Origin of the sequence: Lentzea kentuckyensis, from assembly GCF_002150765.1 — a bacterium.
Classification (GTDB): domain Bacteria; phylum Actinomycetota; class Actinomycetes; order Mycobacteriales; family Pseudonocardiaceae; genus Lentzea; species Lentzea kentuckyensis.
In genome coordinates, this window is sequence record NZ_MUYM01000017.1 from 82524 (window position 1) to 102236 (window position 19713).

Genomic DNA, 19713 nt, shown 5'->3' on the forward strand with positions numbered 1-19713 from the left:
TCGCCCCCGCGAACGCCGTACAACGGATCCCGGACAACAACCCCCTGACCAGCACGCACTCTGCCAGCATGAGTTCGATGCCTAGGGGAGAACGTCCACTGGACGAGGGCGACAGTCCGTTGCTGCTGTTCGCCGCAGACTTGAGACAGCTGCGCACAAACGCGGGCAAACCGAGCTATCGGGATCTGGCCCGCAAAGCGCACTTCTCGGCGAGCACGCTGTCCGACGCGGCAGGCGGGCGCAAGCTGCCCGGCCTCGACGTCACGCTCGCCTACGTCCGGGCCTGCCAGGGCGACGAACCCGCGTGGGAACGCCGCTGGCACGACCTGGCGGTCGCGATGGCACAGAGCAGGGCCGTCGACGGACCGTCGCCGTACGTGGGTCTGAACCCGTTCACCACCGAGGACGCCGACAGGTTCTTCGGCCGCGAGGCGCTGACCCGCACGTTGCTCGACCGGCTGGACCGGCAGCGGTTCCTCGCGGTGTTCGGCGCGTCCGGTGAGGGCAAGTCGTCGCTGCTGCGGGCCGGTATCGCGGCGAGGTTCGATAACGCGGTGGTGTGCACTCCAGGCCAGGACCCCGACGCCGCCATCTCCGACGCGCTCGCGCGGTACCCGGACCTGCTGGTCGTCGACCAGTTCGAGGAGCTCTTCACGCTCTGCGAGGACGAGGTCCAGCGCGCCGCGTTCCTCGACGCGCTGCTCACCGCCGACTGCAAGAAGGTCATCGCGGTCCGGTCCGACTTCTACCCGCACTGCGCCCAGTACCCGAAGCTCGCGGACGCGCTGACCGACGCCCAGGTGCTGCTCGGCACGATGACCCCGGACGAGCTGCGCCGCGCGATCACCCAGCCGGCCGCGACCGTCGGCTGCACCGTCGAAACGGCCCTGCTGAGCACCCTCGTGGCCGAGGCCGCGGGCCGCAGCGGCGTGCTCCCCCTCGTGTCCCACGCGCTGCTCGAGACGTGGCACCGCAGACGCGGCAACACCCTCACCCTCGGCGGCTACCAGTCCGCCGGCGGTATCCAGGGCGCGCTCGCGCAGAGCGCCGAGGCCGCGTTCGCCACCCTGGACGAGGAAGAGCAGCGGCTGGCCAAACAGCTCCTGCTCCGGCTCAGCGCCGACGGCACCAAACGCCCCGTCCCGCGCCAGGACGTCGTGGGCGAGGAGGTCCTCGACGTCCTCGCCGACACCAGGCTGATCACCGTCGACGAGCACACGGTCGAGGTGACGCACGAGGCCCTGTTCCAGGCCTGGCCGCGGCTCCGGGCGTGGCTGGACGAGGACCGCGAGGGCCTCAGCACGCACCGCAGGCTCACCGACGCCGCCCGCACGTGGCAGGAACTGGGTCGCGACACCGACTCGCTCTACCGGACCACCAGGCTCGCCGAGACGACCGAGTGGATGGAACGGGCCAAGCCGGAGCTGACCGGCACCGAACGCGAGTTCATCGGCGCCTCGAAGGCACTCGAACGCCGCCGCACCCGCCGCCTGCGCTGGATCGCGGTCGGCCTGACGGCCCTGCTGGTGGCCACCGCCGCGAGCGCCGTCGTCGCCGTCCAGCAGCGCCGTGAGGTCGAGCGACTCGGCCTCATCACGCAGTCGCAGCAGCTGGCGGCGGCCTCGGAAGCACTCGTCGTGAGCGACCCCCACCAGTCCGCCCGCAAGGCCGCCGAGGCCTACCGGACCTATCCGACGCCAGAGGCGCGCAGCCGCGTGCTGAGCGCGTCGGCGTCCGCACGGGGCCGCAAGCTCGACCACCTCGGCGGGTGGAGCTTCGGGTTCGGCAAGGACTTCATCGCCCTGATGGGCCCGGAAGGCCTGGTCGTGCACGACACGGCCACCCTGGCGCTGAAGGCCAGGTGGCGCCCGAGCATGACGGGCACGGTCTACTCCTGGGACATCGCTCCGGACGGCCGCACGATCGCGGTGTGCCTGCACGACGGCCGGATCGTGCTCTGGACGGGCCCGGAGGCCGAGCAGATCGTCCTCCAGCGCCAGGGCACCCGAGGTGGCGTCGCCTTCACCGCGGACGGCCGCTCGCTCGTCGTCGGTGGCGACGTCTGGGACCTGGCCACCCGCCAGGTGCGCTACTCGCTGCCGGTCGGACCGATCAACGGCCCGTTCGACATCGCGGACGACCGGGTGCTCGCGCTGGTCACGGCGGGCTCCATCGGGTTGTGGGACCTGCGGACACAGCAACGAACCGGCGGCCTGCAGGTGCAGTCCGGCGAGATCACCAGGGTGCGGCTGCTGCCAGGCGGCAAGCTGGCCGCGATCGCCACCACCGAGGGCCAGGTGCAGGTCAGGGACCTCGCGACCGGCGCAGTGGTCGCCACGCCACCCGCGCACACCGGTGTCGTCAACAGCCTGTCGCTCAGCGCCGACGGCAGCATGCTGGTCTCCGGCGGCGAGGACGGCCGCGCGCACATCTGGGACGTCGCGCACGGCAACGCCATCACGACGATCGTGATCAACGAGCCGGCCAGGAGCGTCAAGTTCTCCCCGGACGGCGGACTGGCCGTGCTCACCCCGCGAGCCCTGCGGTTCTGGCCGCCGGGCAGCGTGCCGCGGACCGCCGGCTACACCGTCCGCGCGCTCACCGTCGACGACGACGGCTCGATCGTCACCCTCGACGACACCGGCGTGATCGAACGCCGGGACAGCACGCTGCGCACGCTCAAACGCATCGAAACCGGTGTGCCGCAAAGCCGTTCTGGTCGCTTCAGCCCGAACCACGACCTGGTCGTCCTGAACGGCCGGCTCCAGGTGCGCGACGCCAGGACCGGGGAGAAGGTCAGCGAACCGAGCGTCCCTGCCGGAAGCACGACCACGGGCATCGCGTTCGGCGAGAACAGGATCGCGGTGGTGAGCGCCGCGGAACCCGACGCCCTGTGGTCGTTGGAGAAGGAGAGCAAGCCGGACTTCCTCGGTGGCGACTCCAGCGGTCCGCGCACCGCCGTCGCGTTCGGCCGCCGCGACAACCAACTGGTGTTCGCCCGCGAGGACGGCGAGGTGCTGGTGCGCGACAACGGTCTCCAGAACCAGAACATGGCCCTGCCCCGCACGCATTCCGCGGCGGTGCGGGCGCTGGCGCTCTCCCCCGACCGCAAGATCCTCGCGACGGGTGGCGACGACGGCCTGATCGCGTTGTGGGACACCAACACGTGGCAGAAGCTCGGCGAGCTGCGCGGGCACACCGACGCGGTCAAGGCGCTGGAGTTCAGCCCGGACGGCAACCGGCTCGCCAGCGGGAGCACCGACCGTTCGGTGATCGTGTGGGACGTGCGCGAACGAACCGCGTGGGCGACCCTGCGCGGACACAGCCGGGGCGTCACGCACGTGGCGTGGCGGCCCGACGGCTCACAGCTGGTGTCCGCCGGTGCGGACGCGATCCAGGTGTGGGGCCTGGACATGGCCCAGGCCCTCAGGATCGTCGAGAACTAACGCACCAGGTCCTTGCGGAGCTCCCGCGGCAACGAGAAGGCGATCTTCTCGTTCGCCGTGGTGATCTCCTCGACCGAGTCGTAACCGTGCGACTCCAGGAACTTCAGCAGCTCCATCACCAGCAGGTCCGGCACCGACGCGCCGGAGGTGACGCCGACGGTCTCGACGCCCTCGAGCCACGCCAGGTCGACCTCCTTGGCGTAGTCGATCAGGTACGAGGCCTTGGCGCCGTGCTGCAGCGCGACCTCGACCAGCCGGACCGAGTTGGAGGAGTTCTTCGAGCCCACGACGAGCACCAGGTCGCACGACGGCGCCATCGTCTTCACCGCGGTCTGGCGGTTCGAGGTGGCGTAGCAGATGTCGTCGGACGGCGGGTCCTGCAGTTCCGGGAAGCGGTCCTTGAGCTGCCGCACGCGCACCATGGTCTCGTCGACCGAGAGCGTCGTCTGGGACAGCCAGATGACCTTCGAAGGGTCGCGCACCTCGACCTTGGCGGCGTCCTCGGCGGTGTCGACGAGCTGCACGTGGTCCGGCGCCTCACCGGCGGTGCCCTCGACCTCCTCGTGGCCCTCGTGGCCGATCAGGAGGATGTCGTAGTCCTCCTTGGCGAACCGCACCGCTTCTTTGTGGACCTTCGTCACCAACGGGCACGTGGCGTCGATGGTGCGCAACGAACGGTTCGCGGCCTCCTCGTGCACGGCCGGCGACACGCCGTGTGCTGAGAACACCACGAGTGCGCCCTCAGGAACCTCGTCCGTCTCGTTGACGAAGATGGCACCGCGGTCGGACAGCGTCTCCACGACGTACTTGTTGTGGACGATCTCCTTGCGCACGTAGACAGGTGCGCCGTACTTCTCGAGGGCGAGCTCGACCGTTTCCACGGCACGATCAACGCCCGCGCAGTAACCACGCGGCTTCGCCAACAGGACTCGCTTGGGCATGGCCCCAGGGTACCCAGTCGCGTTCCTAGGCATTTCAGACGCGGTTGCGGCAGGCTAGACGGCATGAAGCCACTGCCTTTGGGTGTCCGCGTCGCCGCCGGACTCGCGGTGACCGCCCTCGAACAGGCCCGCAGGCTGCCGCAGCAGCTCGCCGGACTCCCGTTGACGGTGGTCAGCGAGGCAATGCAGTTGTCGATGCGCGTGCAGCAGCATGTGACCGAACTCGCCATCAAGGGCGACGACGTCCTCTCCGGACTGAGGCCCGCGGAGGAAGAGCCGGAGTGGGCGACGTTCGACGAGGACGAGACACCGGTCACGACTTCTCAGGAAATTCCCGCCGACGACCCGTGGGAAGAGGAAGAGCGCGCGATCGCCGAGGTGCCCGAGTTCCTGCCGGCCTACGACGAGCTGTCGATCGCCCAGCTTCGCGCGCGGCTGCGCAACCTCGACGTCGAGCAGCTGGAGGAACTGCTGCGCTACGAGCAGGCGCACGAGTCGCGGCCTGAGTTCGTCGGCATGCTCAACAGGCGGATTGCGACGGTCAAGGCTCAGTGACAGAAGCGAAATCCACGCCGGAGAACCCCTGGCCGGTGCGGACGGTCGCCCGCAAGCTGCTCGACTGGATCAACCGGCTCGGCGACGTCTGGGTCGAGGGCCAGGTCACGCAGCTCAACGCGCGCAGCTCGACGGCGTTCCTGACGCTGCGCGACCCGAGCGTCGACATGTCGATGTCGATCACCTGCAACGCCTCGATGATCCGCGAGCTGCAGCTCACCGAGGGCAGCAGGGTGATCGCGCACGGGAAGATCAGCTTCTACCCGAACCGCGGCACGCTCAGCCTGCGGGCGGACGACATCCGCGCGGTCGGCGTCGGCGAGTTGCTGGCGCGCATCGAGCGCCTTCGCAAGCTGCTGCACGCCGAGGGCCTGTTCGACCCGCGCCGCAAGCGCCGGCCGCCGTTCCTGCCGAACAAGATCGGGCTCATCACCGGGCGCGCGTCGGCGGCGGAACGAGACGTGCTCACGAACGCGCGCAACCGTTGGCCCGGAGCGCATTTCCGCGTCATCAACGTCGCCGTGCAGGGCCCGATGGCGGTCACCCAGGTGATGACCGCGCTGTCCACTTTGGAACGCGACGCCGAGTGCGACGTGATCATCATCGCCCGCGGCGGCGGCAGCGTGGAGGACCTGCTGCCGTTCTCCGACGAGGCGCTGTGCCGCGCGGTCTCCCAGTGCCGCACGCCGGTGCTGTCGGCGATCGGGCACGAACCGGACACGCCACTGCTCGACCACGTCGCCGACCTGCGTTGTTCGACGCCGACCGACGCAGGCAAACGGGTGGTTCCCGATGTCGCTGAAGAGAGTGAACGCGTCCGCCAGATGCGCGACCGCGGCCGGCGCGCGTTGCACGGCTGGGTCGACCGCGAACGCAAACTGCTCGACCAGTTGCGCTCCCGACCAGTACTTTCGGACCCGTACGGTCCACTGGAGCGCAGGGCCGAAGACGTGAATCGGCTTCGTGACCAAGGCCGCAGGGCCATCACGCAACGTCTCGATCGGGAAGACGTCCACCTGTCCGGGACGAAAGCCCGCTTGACGACCCTCGGACCAGCCGCCACGCTGGCCCGCGGATACGCCGTTGTGCAACTCGTCACATCCGAGGGGCCCGACGGCGTGTTGCGGTCTGTGACGGACGCCCCGAGCGGAACACAGCTGCGGGTACGCGTCGTTGACGGAGCAGTGCAGGCACTGGTCACCAAGGTGGAAGGGGGAGGTACCGATGATGCGTGATGCCGTGTTCCTGCCCCTGACCATGGAGGCGGCCGGCAACTGCACGACGGGACTGCGGCACAAGGCGGAGGCGGCGAACAAGGCCGCGGCGGAGTGCTGGACGGCACTGGTGGGCGACTGCGACACCAAGAGCCGCCGCACGCTGATCCTCACGTTGCACGATCTGAGCGAAGCCACCGCCGGGACGGTGCAGTACCGGCGCGTCGCGGAGGCCGAGGCTCTCATCGACGAGGCGGTGCGAGAGGGTGACGGCGAGGAGTTCGCGGAGGCGCTGGTCGGCTACGACCTGGCCGTCGCGACCGTGTTGAGCCGTCTGAGGAGTCAGTCCGCGTGAGTTCGGAGACGCTGGGTTACGAAGCCGCCCGGGACGAGTTGGTCGACGTGGTCCGCAAGCTGGAGGCCGGAGGCCTGTCGCTGGAGGACTCACTCGCGCTGTGGGAACGCGGTGAGGCGCTCGCCAAGACTTGTGAGCAGCATCTCGCGGGTGCGCGTGAGCGAATCGATGCAGCTCTCGCTGTGGTCGAGGAGGACGTTTCCGAGGCGTGATCCCGTGCAAGGATTCAGTTGCCGATCACAAAATCCGGCACGCTGAGTAGTCGCATGGAGGCGCGCAATGGTGAACACCCCCGCGGAACGACGTCGCGAAGCCCCGGACCGGAACCTGGCGTTGGAGCTCGTGCGCGTCACCGAGGCAGCGGCGATGGCCGCCGGCCGGTGGGTGGGACGCGGCGACAAGAACGGCGGTGACGGCGCCGCGGTCGACGCGATGCGCAAGCTGATCCACACCGTCTCGATGCGTGGTGTCGTGGTCATCGGCGAGGGCGAGAAGGACGAGGCGCCCATGCTGTTCAACGGTGAAGAGGTCGGCAACGGCGAGGGCCCTGACTGCGACGTCGCGGTCGACCCGATCGACGGCACCACGCTGATGGCCAAGGGCATGCCGAACGCGCTGGCCGTGCTGGCCGTGGCCGAGCGCGGGGCGATGTTCGACCCGTCCGCCGTGTTCTACATGGAGAAGCTGGCCGTGGGCCCGGAGGCGGCCGACGTCATCGACATCACCGCGCCGATCGCGGAGAACATCCGCCGGGTCGCGAAGGCCAAGCACAGCGACGTGTCCGACGTGAACGTGTGCATCCTGGACCGCCCACGGCACCAGGACATCGTGCAGGAGGTCCGCCGCGCGGGCGCCCGCATCCACTTCATCTCCGACGGCGACGTGGCGGGCGCCATCGCGGCCGCGCGCCCCACGTCGGGCGTGGACATGCTCATCGGCATCGGCGGCACCCCCGAGGGCATCATCGCGGCGGCGGCGCTCAAGTGCGTCGGTGGCGCCATTCAGGGCCGGCTGTGGCCCAAGGACGACGAGGAGCGTGAGAAGGCGATCGGCGCGGGCCACGACCTGTCCCGCGTGCTCACCACGAACGATCTTGTGTCGGGCGACAACGTCTTCTTCTGCGCCACGGGTGTGACCGATGGTGACCTTCTGCGCGGTGTGCACTATCGGGCGGGTGGCTGCACCACGCAGTCCATCGTGATGCGATCCAAGTCCGGCACCGTGCGCATGATCGACGGCTTCCACAGCCTGCACAAGCTGCGCGAATACGCCAGCGTCGACTTCGATCTGCCTGAGGACGTGCAGCAGCCGCTGCCTTAAAGGGCAACTGTGAACGCTCAGTGACCAGACGAGTGACCCTAGTGACAGTGTGACCTTTGTCCTTAGTTTCCGAACTGACCCCGGCAACCCTGCGCCGGGTTCAGGAAGGGAAACTCAACGATGAGGGCACGTTCGTTGTTCTCCGCAGTCGTCGTGGCCGCGGGCGCCCTGCTCGCCTCGGCCGCCGCGGCCACCGCGGCTCCTGCTCCCACCGCCGACGGCGAGGTCTCGCCGATGATCGTCGGCGGCACCAACGCCTCTCAGGTCTACCCGTTCATGGTGTCGCTGCAGAGCACCTCCGGCAGCCACTTCTGCGGTGCGTCGCTGATCAAGGCCAACTGGGTCGTCACGGCGAAGCACTGCGTCCAGGGCTCGTCGGCGGCGTCGATCCGCACCCGGATCGGCACGACCAACCGCACCAGCGGCGGCACCACCACGGGCGCCTCGCGGATCATCACGCACCCGTCGGCCGACCTGGCGCTGGTGCAGCTCAACACCTCGGTCAGCCAGGCCCCGATCGCCATCTCGGCGGCGTCCGGCCCGGTCGGCACCGCGACCCGCATCATCGGCTGGGGCCAGACCTGCCCGACCCGCGGCGGCTGTGGTGCTCCGGTGACCCTGCAGGAGCTCAACACCTCGATCGTCGCGGACAGCCGTTGCTCCGGCATCGCCGCCGCGTCGGAGATCTGCACGAACAACACCGGTGGCAACAAGGGCGCCTGCTACGGCGACTCGGGTGGCCCGCAGGTGAAGTCCGTGTCCGGTCGCTGGGAGCTCATCGGCGCGACCAGCCGCTCCGGTGGCGGCGCGACCTGCGCGACCGCTCCGTCGATCTACGTGGACGTCTCGTACTACCGCTCGTGGGTCAGCACCAACGTGGGTGGCCTGTAGTCCGCTGAACGCATTCCGAGGGCCCGTCTCCCAACTGTTACGGAGGCGGGCCCTCTGCTTTGCAACCTGAGTGATCGTCCGGTCGTCTACTTCGGCAAAGGATGAATCACCAGGGGGTACGCGATGCGGATGTTGCTCGCAGCGGTCGCGTTGATGTCGGTGGCGGGGTGCGCGCAGGGGGCCGTGCACGCTGAGACGCCTGCGGCGCCACCAACTTCTTCGACTGTTCAGTCGTCTTCTTCTTCGCCGCCGCCGTCTCCCGCACCGTCGTCGGAGACGCCGGCACCGCCTCCTCCCCCGCCACCACCGCCGCCGGTCGTGAAGCCGACGCCGTGCACGATCAGCGACGGCGCGTGCATCCAGCTCTCCACGAACCAGTCGTGGATCGTGCGTGGCGACAAGATCGTCCACGGCCCGAGCCCGATCACGCACGGGCGCAGGGGCTTCGAGACGCCGCTCGGCAACTTCCCGGTGCTGCGCAAGGTGAAGGACGAGTGGAGCCGGCCGTACAACGCGCCCATGCCGTGGTCGACGTACTTCACCGAGAGCGGCATCGCGTTCCACGAGGGCTCGCTGGACGTCCCGTCGCACGGTTGCATCCACCTGGACCCGGCGGCGGCCCAGTACTACTTCACCAACCTCTCGATCGGCGACACCGTTCAAGTGGTCTCATGATTCAGATCACTCGGTAATGGTTACTCCACTACCGAGGGGTGATGTGAGATGCGAGTTCTGATCGCGACGGTGCTCCTGATCCTCGGTTTCGCGGTACCCGCGCAAGCTCAGGCGGGATGCACCGTCTACAACGGAGCGTGCCTGGTGAAGTCCACCAACCAGGCGTGGCTGGTGTTCAACGGCAATACGAGCTACGGCCCGGTGCCGATCAGTCACGGCAAGCCGGGGTACGAGACCCCGGTGGGCACGTTCTCGGTGCTGCGCAAGGTGAAGAACGACTGGAGCGTCCCCTACAACGGCCCGATGCCGAACGCGGTGTACTTCACCACGACCGGTATCGCTTTCCACCAGGGTGACACCGGAGTCCAGTCGCACGGCTGCATCCGGCTGTCCGCCGATGCGTCGCTGGTGTTCTACGACAACCTGATGATCGGCGAGAAGGTCCAGGTGCTGCCGTAATCGTTGCTGTGCAGGGCCTGGCCGGCACCGGTCAGGCCCTCTAGCAGCTGGCCCGCTTCTGCGCGAACTCGTCCGCGGTGAGGTACTCGTCCTCGTACTTGACCTTGCCGTCCTTCAGCTGGTCGAGCGTGAACTCCACGACGGGTGTGCTGCCGTCGCTGCGCCGCACGGACGCCTGCAGAAGCCGATCACCCGCCTGGGGCTGCCAGGCCACCTTCTCCTCCGCGCCCTCGGGCTTCTGACCGACGGTGACCTCGCGGAGCGGGACCGGTCGCGCGAACTCGATCCGCCAGATCTCCGCGTTGTCGTTCGCCGCCCGAATCCACATCGCCGCCACGTCCGGCGCACCGCAGACGGTGTCGACGAGCCGCGGCAACCCGGTCGGCGTGAGCTTCGCGCCCCAGGTGTGGGTGGAAGAGCACCCACCGAGCGCAGTTACGGCGGCAAGTACCGCGACCAGCTTCAACCGGGACATCCTGGGCTCCTCAACCGATGGCTGCCCACCAGCATCCCTCATCGCGTCCCATGACCGAGACGCGGCCCGCGAGACCCGTGGGCAGCCAGCCGGTGAGCCGTTCGAGCTCCTTGCCGACCACGACCAGCGCCGTACCGGAATCCGCGGACAGGTTGTCCAGCAACACCGGCACGTCCACCGCGCTGAAGTCCACATCGGACACCGGACGTCCTGCCGGGTCCCGGTTCGGCCGGACCACCCGCCAGTCCTCGTAGCGCTCCCACGGGACTTCCTCGGCCGGCAGCGAGGCCATGAACTCGTCCGATGCCATGCGCGGCGACACGAGCGCGATCGTCCCGCCGAACCGCCCCGCCAGCGTGCTCAGCCGCAGCGGGTGCTCGAGCCCCTTCGGTTCCGCCCTGGTCCGCACGTACGGCACACCGAGCCGGCGCGCGACCCGTTCGACCGTGGCGTGCACACCGTCCTCCAGCGCGGTCACGACCAGTTCGACGTCCCGCGAGCGGTTGAGCGCGTCCGGCAGGGCGAGCTGCGCCACCGTGAACCCCGCCAACACCCCGATGTCGGGCACCAGCCGGCTCGGCAGCGTCAGCTCGACCAGCACGTCCGAGCCCCAGCCCGACGTGTCGACCTCGGCGTTGACCCGGCTTTCCACCAGGTCGGACAGCGGCTGCCAGTAGACCGTGCGGGGCCGCTCCCGCGTGGCCGGCCCCGCCCACCACGGCGTGCCGGGCACCACGTCGGCCCAATAGACGTGAATCACGAACATCCCCCCAGGACCTGTCGGCTGGGGAGTCTATGGGCCGCCGCCGACGCGCCGCTGACGTATCACTGGCGCGTTCCGAGGAGCTTCCCGACCGTCGCCTCGATGTCGTCGACCCTCTTGAGCGCCGTCTCGTGGTCGGCCCCGTCGTCCTCCCTGGCCAGCGTGTAGATCACCCCGCCGGCACTGGCGACGTGGTCGGGAACCCAGACGATGCCGCGTTGCGCGAGCAGGCCGGCCACGCTGTCGTCGGTGAGCTGGTTGTTGGCGGGGCCGACGATCAGCCGGACGTCCAGCTGTGCCACCGTTTCCGGACTCAGCACCCCGCCCACCGCGGCGGGGACGAGCACGTCGGCCTTGATCCGGTACGCCTGATCCGGCTCCACCCAGCCGAACTCGTCCGTGCGCCTGCCTCCGTCCACATCGGACACGATGACCTCCGCGCCTTCGAGCCCTCTGGCGATCAGCTCCCCCACCGAACCGAACCCGCTGATCACCACCTTGCGACCAGTGAGGTCGGGCGTGCCGAAGACGTGCTGCGACGCCGCTTTCAGCGCGGCCAGCACACCCCGCGCCGTGGGCCCGCTCGACGAACCCGTGCCTCCCTGTTCCTCCGGCAGGCAATAGGCATGCGGGGTGAGTTCCCTCAGCACCGCCATGTCGTCCGGCCCCGTGCCGACGTCCGGACCCGCGCGGTAGGCGCCACCGAACTCGTTGATCAGGTCGGCGTGGTCGAGCAGCACCTGGCGGCGCAGTGCCGGCGTGAGCGGCCGGTCGACGACGATCACGCTTTTGGCCCCGCCGTGGGGAATTCCGGCGGCCGCGCACTTGAGCGTCATCGCCTTCGAGAGCCGCAGCACGTCCGTGACGGCGTCGGTGATCTGGTCGTAGGGCTTCATCCGGCACCCGCCGACCGCCGGCCCCGCCTCGGTCGAGTGCAGCGCGACCATCGTGGTCATCCCCGATCGCTTCCCGGTGCGGACGACCAGCTGCTCGTGTTCCCACATCTGCGTTCCTCCCGAACTTCCGCCATGCTCCGGCCTCGAAGTTAGGGTGATCGGCAGCTGCAGCGGCGCACTGGCGAACAACATTCGGCAACCAGGTCCAGGGAGCGAGATGGACGAACTTGATTCGGCGATCGTGCGGGAACTGCAGCGCGATGCCCGGCAGTCGAACCGCGACATCGCACGCAAGGTGGGCGTGGCGCCGTCCACGAGTCTCGAACGCATCCGGCTGCTGCGCGAGCGCGGCGTGATCCGCGGCTACCACGCCGACATCGCCCCGTCCGCGCTGAACCGCGGCGTGCAGGCGCTGGTGTCGGTGCAGGTACGCCCGTTGAGCCGAGCCGTCATCGACAACTTCAAGACCTTCGCGGCCGGGCTGCCCGAGGTGACGGCGGTGTTCGTGATGGCGGGAAGCGACGACTTCGTCATCCACGTGGGCGCTCAGGACAACGAGCACCTGCACGCGTTCCTGGTCGACCGGTTGAGCCAGCGCAAGGAGATCCTCGGCTGGCGCACGTCGATCATCTTCCAGCACCTGGCGAAGCACGATCCGGCACCGCTGCCAGAGGCCTGACAGCGGTGCCGGATCGCTCAGCCGGCGTCGCTGGAATGCCCGGGGAAGAGGTGCGCGGACGGGTTGAGCATCACCGCGATGTTGTTCACCGCGGTCGCCGCCTCGCCGAACCCGGTGGCGATGAGCTTGACCTTGCCGGGGTACTGCGCGACGTCGCCCGCCGCGTACACCCGGTCCAGCCTGGTCTTCATCGTGGTGTCGACGACCACCGCGCGGTGGTCGAGCTCAAGCCCCCACGACTCGATCGGCCCGAGGTCGGCGGTGAACCCGAGCGCCGCGACAACTGTCTGCGCGGGCAACGTCTTCACGTCCTCACCCTTGACCTTGACGTCCACTTCGGACAGTGGCTCACCGCGCAGCGCCAGCACCTCGGCGTCCGTGATGATCTCGACGCCGAGCTCCCGCACCTGCCGCACGGTCGCCGCGTGGGCCCGGAAGTTGGCCCTGCGGTGGACGATCGAGACGCTGGCGGCGATCGGGTGCAGCGCCAGCGCCCAGTCGAACGCCGAGTCGCCACCGCCCACGATCACCACGTGCTGCCCCGCGTGCTCGGCGAGAACCGGCACGAAATGCACCATCCCGCGCCCCAGCCAGCCGTCGCCCGCCGGCAGCGGTCGCGGGTTGAACTCGCCCATGCCGGCCGTGATCAGCACGGCCTTGGTCCTGATCACCGACCCGTCCGCGAGACCGATCCGCAGACCGTCCTCAATGGACTCACAAGTGCGGGCCTGATGCCCGAGCAGATAGGTCGGCTTGAACTGCCCAGCCTGCTCCACCAGGCCGTTGACGAGGTCGCGCCCGCGCACCGCGGGAAACCCGGCCACGTCGAAAATCATCTTCTCCGGATACATCGCCGTCACCTGACCGCCTGGCTCTGGCAGCGCGTCGACCACAGCGACGTTCAGTTCCCGGAAGCCTGCGTAATAAGCGGCGAACAACCCCGTGGGACCAGCGCCCACGATGAGGAGGTCGACGTCACGCTCCATGAGTGGTGCCCTTCTGCCAGTGGTGGGTGGCAGTGCTGTGATCGACGATAGAGACTCGGAGGTATGTCTGAACAGGAGTACCGCGTCGAGCACGACACGATGGGTGAAGTCCGCGTGCCGATCGACGCATTGTGGCGCGCCCAAACCCAACGCGCGGTCGAGAACTTCCCGATTTCGGGTCGAGGCCTCGAACGAGCCCAGATCCGGGCCCTCGGCCTGCTCAAAGGCGCCGCGGCCCGAGTCAACGCCCAGCTCGGCGTTCTCGACCAGGACGTGGCCGCGGCCATCGCCTCCGCCGCCGACGAGGTAGCCGCCGGCTCCTGGGACGCCCACTTCCCGGTAGACGTCTTCCAGACGGGTTCCGGCACGTCCTCGAACATGAACGCCAACGAGGTCATCGCCACCCTGGCCACTCGTGCGCTGGGCCGCGACGTGCACCCGAACGACCACGTCAACGCCTCGCAGTCGTCCAACGACACCTTCCCCACGACCCTGCGCGTGGCCGCCACCGAGGCCGTCGTCCAGGACGTGATCCCAGCACTCGAACACCTCCTGGCCGTTCTGGAGGGGCGCGCGTCGGAATGGTCTGACCTGGTCAAATCCGGCCGCACGCACCTGATGGACGCCGTGCCGGTGACCCTGGGCCAGGAAGCCGGCGCCTGGGCGTCCCAGGTTCGCTACTCCGTCGAGCGCCTGCGGTCCTCCGTGCCCCGCCTGGCCGAACTCCCGATCGGCGGCACCGCGGTCGGCTCCGGCCTGAACGCGCCCGACGGTTTCGGCGCTCTGGTGGCCGCCGAACTGGCGTCCGCCACCGGCCTGCCCCTGGTGGAGGCCCGCGACCACTTCGAGGCCCAGGCCACCCAGGACGGCGTCGTCGAGATCTCCGGCCAGCTACGCGCCTCGGCCGTGGCGCTGTTCAAAATCGCCAACGACCTCCGCTGGCTGGGCTCCGGCCCCCGCACGGGCCTGGGCGAACTGGCCCTACCAGACCTCCAGCCCGGTTCGTCGATCATGCCCGGCAAGGTCAACCCGGTGATCTCCGAAGCCACGATGATGGTGGTGGCCCAGGTCATCGGCAACGACGCCACCGTCGCCTTCGCCGGCTCGCAGGGCAACTTCCAGCTCAACGTGATGCTGCCGGTGATCGCCCGCAACGTCCTGGAGTCGTCCCGCCTGCTGGCCGCCGTGGCCCGTTTGCTGGCGGACAAGGTCCTGGTCGGCGCCGAGCCCCAGGTCGCGCGGATGAGCGAGTACGCCGAGTCGTCGCCGTCGATCGTCACGCCGCTCAACCGGTACCTCGGGTACGAGGAGGCGGCGTCGATCGCCAAGCAGTCGTTGAAGGAGCGCAAGACGATCCGCGAGGTGGTGCTGGAGCGGGGCCACGTGCCGTCGAAGCTCACCGAAGAGCAACTGGACGCGGCGCTGGACGTGCTGCACATGGCCCGCGGCGGCCGTTGATCTCCGGTCGCGGGGGCGCTCGAGCACCCTCGCGATCTGGAATACGGCTAACGTCCGTCGCGACCCGGACGACGTTGGAGTGCCCGCCCACTCCGACCTCGGGAGCCGCGCCAGATGCAGAAGACGAAGAAGGCGTTGCGGCTTCTCGGCACCCTCGTGCTTCTAGCACTTCTGGCTCTCACCATGCTCGCGACGGAATCCGCAGTGGACCACGGACAATCATGGATTGCCGGAACCGGCACATCGGAGACTCTGTCGGACGAGGACTCGGCACAGAGGGCCATCGCCCGCAATTTCGATCCCGTCAGAAGCCCCGGCGCCTTCCCTGCCGACTATCAGTGCGTTGATCAGACCAAGCGCCTGATCAGCAGCTGGAAAACTCAGATCAACGTCAACCCCACTACGAAAGGAAGCGACGTCGACGTCAAGTTCACGCTGGAGACCGCCAACCCGGGAATTTTGACAGATTGCCTGCGCAGCCCGGGCTTCATCGGCGACGTGGAGTTCATCAGGAACCATTTCGGCAGAATCAGGGTGATGCCTTGGGGTAAGGACCTGGACGTGGTGCCGAGCGCGATATCGGTCATCGCCGAGGCTGGAAGTGACAGCGCTACGGTCACAGCGACCGGCAGGACCACAGTACCCAGCGGCACCCTGAGCATACAGATCCTTGCTGCATATGGCCCGAAGAATGGCATGCTACTGGGCGAGATCATCGTCTCGGCGACGAACGCGTCGATCACCGGCGCAGAAGGCGCCACAATTCGAAGGCAGGACGCGACGAATGTGGAGTTCACACTGGTCCCTCCCGGCACAGAAATAAGCCTCACCCTGTTCCCACAGATAGAACAAGAAGGCACGATCGCCAAGCCCGAAGACACCTGGAACAGGATCCTACTCATCCCCCTAGTCGGATTGACCCCGTGGTTGGCATTTCTGCTCATCACCAGGAAAAACACGACCACCGCACCTCAGACCATGCGAAAACTCTTCGGATGGCTGATCCTTCCGGTTGCTTCCACCAGTTTGTTCACATACTACTTGCCCTACGATCAAACAGAGAGCATATTAACCATCCTTTTCGTGTCCATACCAGCCGCACTGTTGCTGACATTCACGCGCATGGATCTGACGCGAACCAGGCCGCTCACAATCATTCTCGGCGCTATTTGCGCGATCGCCGCACTCGCGCTGGTCGGGATATATCCTGATGGCACAAAGGTGAGGTATCTCGACCTCGCCCTATTCGCGGCGCTCGGCGTGGCCACCGCCGCGCTACTGCCCGTGCTGGGCGATTGGCGCCGCGGCTTGTTGTTCGGAGCGGCCTGTCTGACAGGTGTGGTGGCACTGCGGAGCATCGTGTTTCCCTTTTCCTACCTCTCTCCGATCGGGCTGGCACCGTGGGCGATAGTCACGTATGTCGTCGTGCGCCGGTGGCACGGCGGACGGGCACTGGCCGCCACTTGTGCTGCTCTCACCTTGCTCTGTATGTCCCCCGTGCAGCTCGCACTTGCGAACTGGTCGTCGCTGACTCTTGACGTGCTGAACTTCAGCAGAGATCTCAGCTATGCCTCCAGCATCGCCAGGTCGATGCTGGAGGCGAGCAAGCTGGTGTTGTTCGCCTATCTCGCCCGCCGACTGTGGCTGGCCCGCGATAGACCGGGCGAACTCGACAACACGATCCTCAAAGCCGCGGCGATCGGCTGTGTACTGGTGGTCGCACGAGACTCGGACACCTGGTACCGCTACGCCGGGCTGGCCGTGGCGGCGTACCTGACAGTCGCGCTCATGGTGCTGATCCAGAACGACCGCAACTCGGTCCGACTGGCCTCGGTCACGCCCTCCGCACACGCGAGGCTGCTCCGCCTCGACGCGCGCCGAAGATCAATGCTGGACTACGCCACCACGCACCACCGCACGGCACGGGCGAAAGTGGCCGCCCACGAAGTCACTCCAGAAGACGCGATGGCGACGCAACGGACTCTCGACTCCGGTGCAGGTCTGTTCCGTCCACGGGACAGCGCAGGAGTGATGCTGTTGCGAGCGGCACAAGGTTCGGCCGGCGGCAACCCACCAGGCCGCAACGCACTGTTCGGAGCGTTGGCGGGCGCACTCATCAGCCTGCCGTTCGCCGTCTACGAAGCATTGCCCTTGATCAGGTCCATCCTCGGCGAAGTGGAACAGGTCAGGGTCGGCGCACCGCTGCTCATGGCGATCGAGGGTGCCCAGCACTTCCGCTGGACCGTGTACGCGGCCCTTTTCGGCTACTTCTACCCGGCGATCCGCTGCGCGACGCCGACCACGAAAGCGATGGCCCTGCTGGCCGTCGTGCTCCCGGCAGAGCTGATCGCCATCGACTTCACCACCCCGATGAGCACGTTCCTGCCCGCTGCCGCGATCAAGACCGGCTTCGCGCTGTTCTTCTGTCTCAGCCTCGGCCTCACGTGGGAGTGGTGGCTAGCGCGCGCCGCCAGCGTGCGCTGGGGCCGCATCCGCGACTTCACCAGGCTGAAGTCGTTCCTGGTGCCGGTGTCGACCATAGTCATCGCAGGCGTGACGGCACTGGCCACCGGCTTCGCGAGCGTCGCAGTGCAGGAACTTCTGCAGCCACCGCCGGCCAAGCCGGTGCAGCAACCCACGTCGTCGGTCTCGACCTCACCGAGTACGCCGCCGCCACCGGCCAAGTGATGCTAGGAGTACATCGCGAGCCAGATCGCGATGTAGTGGCAGATCGCCGCCACCACGGTCGCAGCGTGGAAGAACTCGTGATATCCGAACACCTGCGGCCAGGGATTGGGCCACCGAGTCGCGTAGAACACCGCGCCAACCGTGTAAAGCGCCCCACCCACCAGCAGCAACACCAGCGCGGCGACCCCGGCGTGGTGCAACAGCTCAGGCAGCACGAAGACGGCGACCCACCCGAGCGCGATGTAGATCGGCACCCCGAGCCAGCGCGGCGCGTGCGGCCAGGCCAGCTTCAGCGTCACACCGAGCAACGCGCCGATCCACACGACCCACAGCACGGTGCTGCCGGTCGAAGGGTTCATCGCCAGAAGCGCGAACGGTGTGTACGTACCCGCGATGAACACGAAGATCATCGAGTGGTCCAGGCGCTTCATCCACGTGCGCACGCGATCGGACTTCCACGTGACGCGGTGGTAGAGCGCCGAGACGCCGAAGAGGCCCAGCACGGTGATGCCGTAGACCGAAGTGGCCAGCGCGGCGCGGGCGGACACTGTGGACGCCGCCAGAGCGATCAGTGTCGCGCCGGTCGCCACCGAAGCGATGAAGGACCAGAGGTGCAGCCAACCACGAAGGCGCGGCCGCAGTCCGGGCTGTGGAGGAATGGTCGCAGTGGTCACAGGAACCTAGGTTACGCGACCGTAGGTTTCTGACCGTGAATCAGTGATGAAGCTTGCACGGCGTACGCTGTTCGGACGTGGCACTCCGCACCCGTGTGAAAGACGTCGCTATCCACCTCTACGAGTGGATTCTCCGGCGCGAGCTGAGCGCGAACACACAGGTGCCCAAGCATGTCGGTGTGGTCCTCGACGGCAACCGGCGGTGGGCCAGGGAGGCCGGGTTCACGGACGTCGCGCACGGGCATCGGGCCGGCGCGCGCAAGATCCTCGAGCTCCTCGACTGGTGCGCTGACGCCAAAGTGGAGGTCGTCACGCTCTGGATGCTGAGCACCGACAACCTCAACCGCGACATCGAAGAACTGGCCCCGTTGCTGGACATCATCGCGGACATCACCGACGAGCTGGCCGAGGACGACCGGCCGTGGCGCGTGCGGCACGTCGGCGCCATCGACATGTTGCCCGCGGAGCACGCCGAACGGCTCACCAACGCCGCGAACAAGACCAAGAACCGCACCGGCATCCAGGTCAACGTCGCGGTCGCGTACGGCGGCAGGCAGGAGATCGCGGACGCCGTGCGGAAGCTTCTGCAGGCGCACGCCGAGCGCGGTGGCACCATCGAGGAACTGGCCGAGGTGCTCGACGTCGACCACATCGCGGAGCACCTCTACACGTCCGGGCAGCCAGACCCCGACCTGATCATTCGCACGTCCGGTGAGCAGCGGCTCTCCGGGTTCATGCTCTGGCAGTCGGCGCACTCGGAGTTCTGGTTCTGCGAGGCGTACTGGCCGGGCTTCCGGCGCACCGACTTCCTGCGGGCCATGCGCGAGTACGCCAAGCGCCACCGCCGCTACGGCAACTGACCACGCGAAAAGGGGCGCTCACCGGCAGGTGAGCGCCCCTTTTCGAAGCTGACGACGAGATCAGTCGTCGTCGCCCCACTCGGCGCCGTCCTCGATGCCGCCGGCCGCGCAGGTCTCGGTGATGGAGGGCGAGTTCACCGGAACGGCGCCGCCGAGCACACCGACGTTGTTGCCGCACACGCCGCCAACCAGGTTCAGGTTGTTCGCGTTGCCGACGACCAACAGCGGCGCGTTCTCCCACTCGTGGCCCTGAACGGCCATCGCGGGGCTACCGACAGCAATGAACGCGGCGGCCACACCGAGAGCGGCGCCTGCCTTCTTCAGCACGATTTTTCTCCTTCATGAAGGTTTATCGGGATGAAACAAATCTGGGGGCGC

The 19713-nt window shown here is 68.0% G+C and carries 20 protein-coding genes; 13 read left to right on the forward strand and 7 right to left on the reverse strand.

What is annotated here, in order from left to right:
- The first annotated feature begins 68 nt into the window (after window positions 1–68).
- On the forward strand, window positions 69–3446 hold the full coding sequence (locus tag B0F77_RS11365; protein WP_143466675.1) for an nSTAND1 domain-containing NTPase: 3378 nt from the start codon (window positions 69–71) through the stop codon (window positions 3444–3446).
- Here the strand turns inward: B0F77_RS11365 and B0F77_RS11370 are convergent.
- The gene (locus B0F77_RS11370) at window positions 3443–4420 is read right to left on the reverse strand and encodes a 4-hydroxy-3-methylbut-2-enyl diphosphate reductase (RefSeq protein ID WP_086662803.1); all 978 of its coding nucleotides are present in this window, start codon (window positions 4418–4420) and stop codon (window positions 3443–3445) included. The two genes, B0F77_RS11365 and B0F77_RS11370, sit on opposite strands and share 4 nt — an antisense overlap.
- 30 nt (window positions 4421–4450) lie before the next feature.
- Here B0F77_RS11370 and B0F77_RS11375 point away from each other — a divergent pair, with 30 nt between their 5' ends.
- From B0F77_RS11375 to B0F77_RS11410, 8 genes are all read left to right on the forward strand, one after another.
- Entirely contained in the window at window positions 4451–4942 is a 492-nt protein-coding gene (locus tag B0F77_RS11375) for a lipid droplet-associated protein (RefSeq protein ID WP_086662804.1), read from the forward strand.
- Complete coding sequence (gene xseA, locus B0F77_RS11380) at window positions 4939–6177, forward strand: exodeoxyribonuclease VII large subunit (RefSeq protein ID WP_086662805.1); 1239 nt, start codon at window positions 4939–4941, stop codon at window positions 6175–6177. Before B0F77_RS11375 ends, xseA begins: the two co-directional genes overlap by 4 nt.
- Window positions 6170–6511, forward strand: a complete 342-nt coding sequence (locus tag B0F77_RS11385; protein ID WP_169730922.1) for a sugar ABC transporter substrate-binding protein — start codon at window positions 6170–6172, stop codon at window positions 6509–6511. The genes xseA and B0F77_RS11385 overlap by 8 nt, the downstream gene beginning before the upstream one ends.
- Window positions 6508–6723, forward strand: a complete 216-nt coding sequence (locus B0F77_RS11390) for an exodeoxyribonuclease VII small subunit (protein WP_086662806.1) — start codon at window positions 6508–6510, stop codon at window positions 6721–6723. The genes B0F77_RS11385 and B0F77_RS11390 overlap by 4 nt, the downstream gene beginning before the upstream one ends.
- A gap of 67 nt (window positions 6724–6790) precedes the next feature.
- On the forward strand, window positions 6791–7831 hold the full coding sequence (glpX, locus tag B0F77_RS11395; protein ID WP_086662807.1) for a class II fructose-bisphosphatase: 1041 nt from the start codon (window positions 6791–6793) through the stop codon (window positions 7829–7831).
- A 120-nt stretch (window positions 7832–7951) separates the two neighbouring features.
- On the forward strand, window positions 7952–8722 hold the full coding sequence (locus B0F77_RS11400) for a S1 family peptidase (protein ID WP_086662808.1): 771 nt from the start codon (window positions 7952–7954) through the stop codon (window positions 8720–8722).
- A gap of 123 nt (window positions 8723–8845) precedes the next feature.
- Entirely contained in the window at window positions 8846–9397 is a 552-nt protein-coding gene (locus B0F77_RS11405) for a L,D-transpeptidase (RefSeq protein WP_245847959.1), read from the forward strand.
- 48 nt (window positions 9398–9445) lie between these two features.
- A complete protein-coding gene (locus B0F77_RS11410; RefSeq protein WP_086662809.1) occupies window positions 9446–9856 on the forward strand; it encodes a L,D-transpeptidase in 411 nt (136 codons plus the stop codon).
- A gap of 40 nt (window positions 9857–9896) precedes the next feature.
- On the opposite strand, the gene B0F77_RS11415 is transcribed toward B0F77_RS11410, so the two are convergent.
- The 3 genes from B0F77_RS11415 to B0F77_RS11425 all read right to left on the reverse strand — a co-directional run bounded on the left by B0F77_RS11415 (window position 9897) and on the right by B0F77_RS11425 (window position 12098).
- Window positions 9897–10331, reverse strand: coding sequence for a hypothetical protein (locus tag B0F77_RS11415; RefSeq protein ID WP_086662810.1), 435 nt, complete (start codon window positions 10329–10331; stop codon window positions 9897–9899).
- Between the two features lie 10 nt (window positions 10332–10341).
- Window positions 10342–11091, reverse strand: coding sequence for a hypothetical protein (locus tag B0F77_RS11420; RefSeq protein WP_143466676.1), 750 nt, complete (start codon window positions 11089–11091; stop codon window positions 10342–10344).
- A 65-nt stretch (window positions 11092–11156) separates the two neighbouring features.
- On the reverse strand, window positions 11157–12098 hold the full coding sequence (locus B0F77_RS11425) for a Glu/Leu/Phe/Val dehydrogenase dimerization domain-containing protein (protein ID WP_086662812.1): 942 nt from the start codon (window positions 12096–12098) through the stop codon (window positions 11157–11159).
- Window positions 12099–12207: 109 nt separating this feature from the next.
- Here B0F77_RS11425 and B0F77_RS11430 point away from each other — a divergent pair, with 109 nt between their 5' ends.
- On the forward strand, window positions 12208–12669 hold the full coding sequence (locus tag B0F77_RS11430; protein ID WP_086662813.1) for an Lrp/AsnC family transcriptional regulator: 462 nt from the start codon (window positions 12208–12210) through the stop codon (window positions 12667–12669).
- 17 nt (window positions 12670–12686) lie between these two features.
- Here B0F77_RS11430 and B0F77_RS11435 read toward each other — a convergent pair whose 3' ends face one another.
- A complete protein-coding gene (locus tag B0F77_RS11435; protein WP_086662814.1) occupies window positions 12687–13655 on the reverse strand; it encodes an NAD(P)/FAD-dependent oxidoreductase in 969 nt (322 codons plus the stop codon).
- A 63-nt stretch (window positions 13656–13718) separates the two neighbouring features.
- Between B0F77_RS11435 and B0F77_RS11440 the strand changes: the two genes are divergently transcribed.
- Together B0F77_RS11440 and B0F77_RS47035 are read left to right on the forward strand one after the other, a co-directional pair.
- Window positions 13719–15113, forward strand: coding sequence for a class II fumarate hydratase (locus tag B0F77_RS11440; protein WP_086662815.1), 1395 nt, complete (start codon window positions 13719–13721; stop codon window positions 15111–15113).
- Between the two features lie 114 nt (window positions 15114–15227).
- Window positions 15228–17801, forward strand: a complete 2574-nt coding sequence (locus B0F77_RS47035; RefSeq protein ID WP_143466677.1) for a hypothetical protein — start codon at window positions 15228–15230, stop codon at window positions 17799–17801.
- A 2-nt stretch (window positions 17802–17803) separates the two neighbouring features.
- Here B0F77_RS47035 and trhA read toward each other — a convergent pair whose 3' ends face one another.
- Window positions 17804–18475 carry a PAQR family membrane homeostasis protein TrhA gene (gene trhA, locus B0F77_RS11455; RefSeq protein WP_086662818.1) on the reverse strand — a complete coding sequence of 224 codons (672 nt, stop codon included), beginning with the start codon at window positions 18473–18475 and terminating at the stop codon, window positions 17804–17806.
- Between the two features lie 77 nt (window positions 18476–18552).
- Here trhA and B0F77_RS11460 point away from each other — a divergent pair, with 77 nt between their 5' ends.
- Complete coding sequence (locus B0F77_RS11460; protein ID WP_086662819.1) at window positions 18553–19335, forward strand: isoprenyl transferase; 783 nt, start codon at window positions 18553–18555, stop codon at window positions 19333–19335.
- A 60-nt stretch (window positions 19336–19395) separates the two neighbouring features.
- Here B0F77_RS11460 and B0F77_RS11465 read toward each other — a convergent pair whose 3' ends face one another.
- Window positions 19396–19662 (reverse strand): hypothetical protein, encoded by a 267-nt coding sequence (locus B0F77_RS11465; protein WP_086662820.1) that lies wholly within the window; start codon window positions 19660–19662, stop codon window positions 19396–19398.
- Between the last annotated feature and the right edge of the window lie 51 nt (window positions 19663–19713).

Bases quoted from the DNA above. Each gene is read 5' to 3' on its own strand.
- B0F77_RS11405 (WP_245847959.1), top strand. From the start codon at position 8,846: ATGCGGATGTTGCTCGCAGCGGTCGCGTTGATGTCGGTGGCGGGGTGC.
- B0F77_RS11430 (WP_086662813.1), top strand. From the start codon at position 12,208: ATGGACGAACTTGATTCGGCGATCGTGCGGGAACTGCAGCGCGATGCC.
- B0F77_RS11440 (WP_086662815.1), top strand. From the start codon at position 13,719: ATGTCTGAACAGGAGTACCGCGTCGAGCACGACACGATGGGTGAAGTC.
- B0F77_RS47035 (WP_143466677.1), top strand. From the start codon at position 15,228: ATGCAGAAGACGAAGAAGGCGTTGCGGCTTCTCGGCACCCTCGTGCTT.
- glpX (WP_086662807.1), top strand. From the start codon at position 6,791: ATGGTGAACACCCCCGCGGAACGACGTCGCGAAGCCCCGGACCGGAAC.
- B0F77_RS11370 (WP_086662803.1), bottom strand. From the start codon at position 4,420: ATGCCTAGGAACGCGACTGGGTACCCTGGGGCCATGCCCAAGCGAGTC.
- B0F77_RS11375 (WP_086662804.1), top strand. From the start codon at position 4,451: ATGAAGCCACTGCCTTTGGGTGTCCGCGTCGCCGCCGGACTCGCGGTG.
- B0F77_RS11425 (WP_086662812.1), bottom strand. From the start codon at position 12,098: ATGTGGGAACACGAGCAGCTGGTCGTCCGCACCGGGAAGCGATCGGGG.
- B0F77_RS11435 (WP_086662814.1), bottom strand. From the start codon at position 13,655: ATGGAGCGTGACGTCGACCTCCTCATCGTGGGCGCTGGTCCCACGGGG.
- B0F77_RS11410 (WP_086662809.1), top strand. From the start codon at position 9,446: ATGCGAGTTCTGATCGCGACGGTGCTCCTGATCCTCGGTTTCGCGGTA.
- B0F77_RS11365 (WP_143466675.1), top strand. From the start codon at position 69: ATGAGTTCGATGCCTAGGGGAGAACGTCCACTGGACGAGGGCGACAGT.
- B0F77_RS11385 (WP_169730922.1), top strand. From the start codon at position 6,170: ATGCGTGATGCCGTGTTCCTGCCCCTGACCATGGAGGCGGCCGGCAAC.
- B0F77_RS11400 (WP_086662808.1), top strand. From the start codon at position 7,952: ATGAGGGCACGTTCGTTGTTCTCCGCAGTCGTCGTGGCCGCGGGCGCC.
- B0F77_RS11415 (WP_086662810.1), bottom strand. From the start codon at position 10,331: ATGTCCCGGTTGAAGCTGGTCGCGGTACTTGCCGCCGTAACTGCGCTC.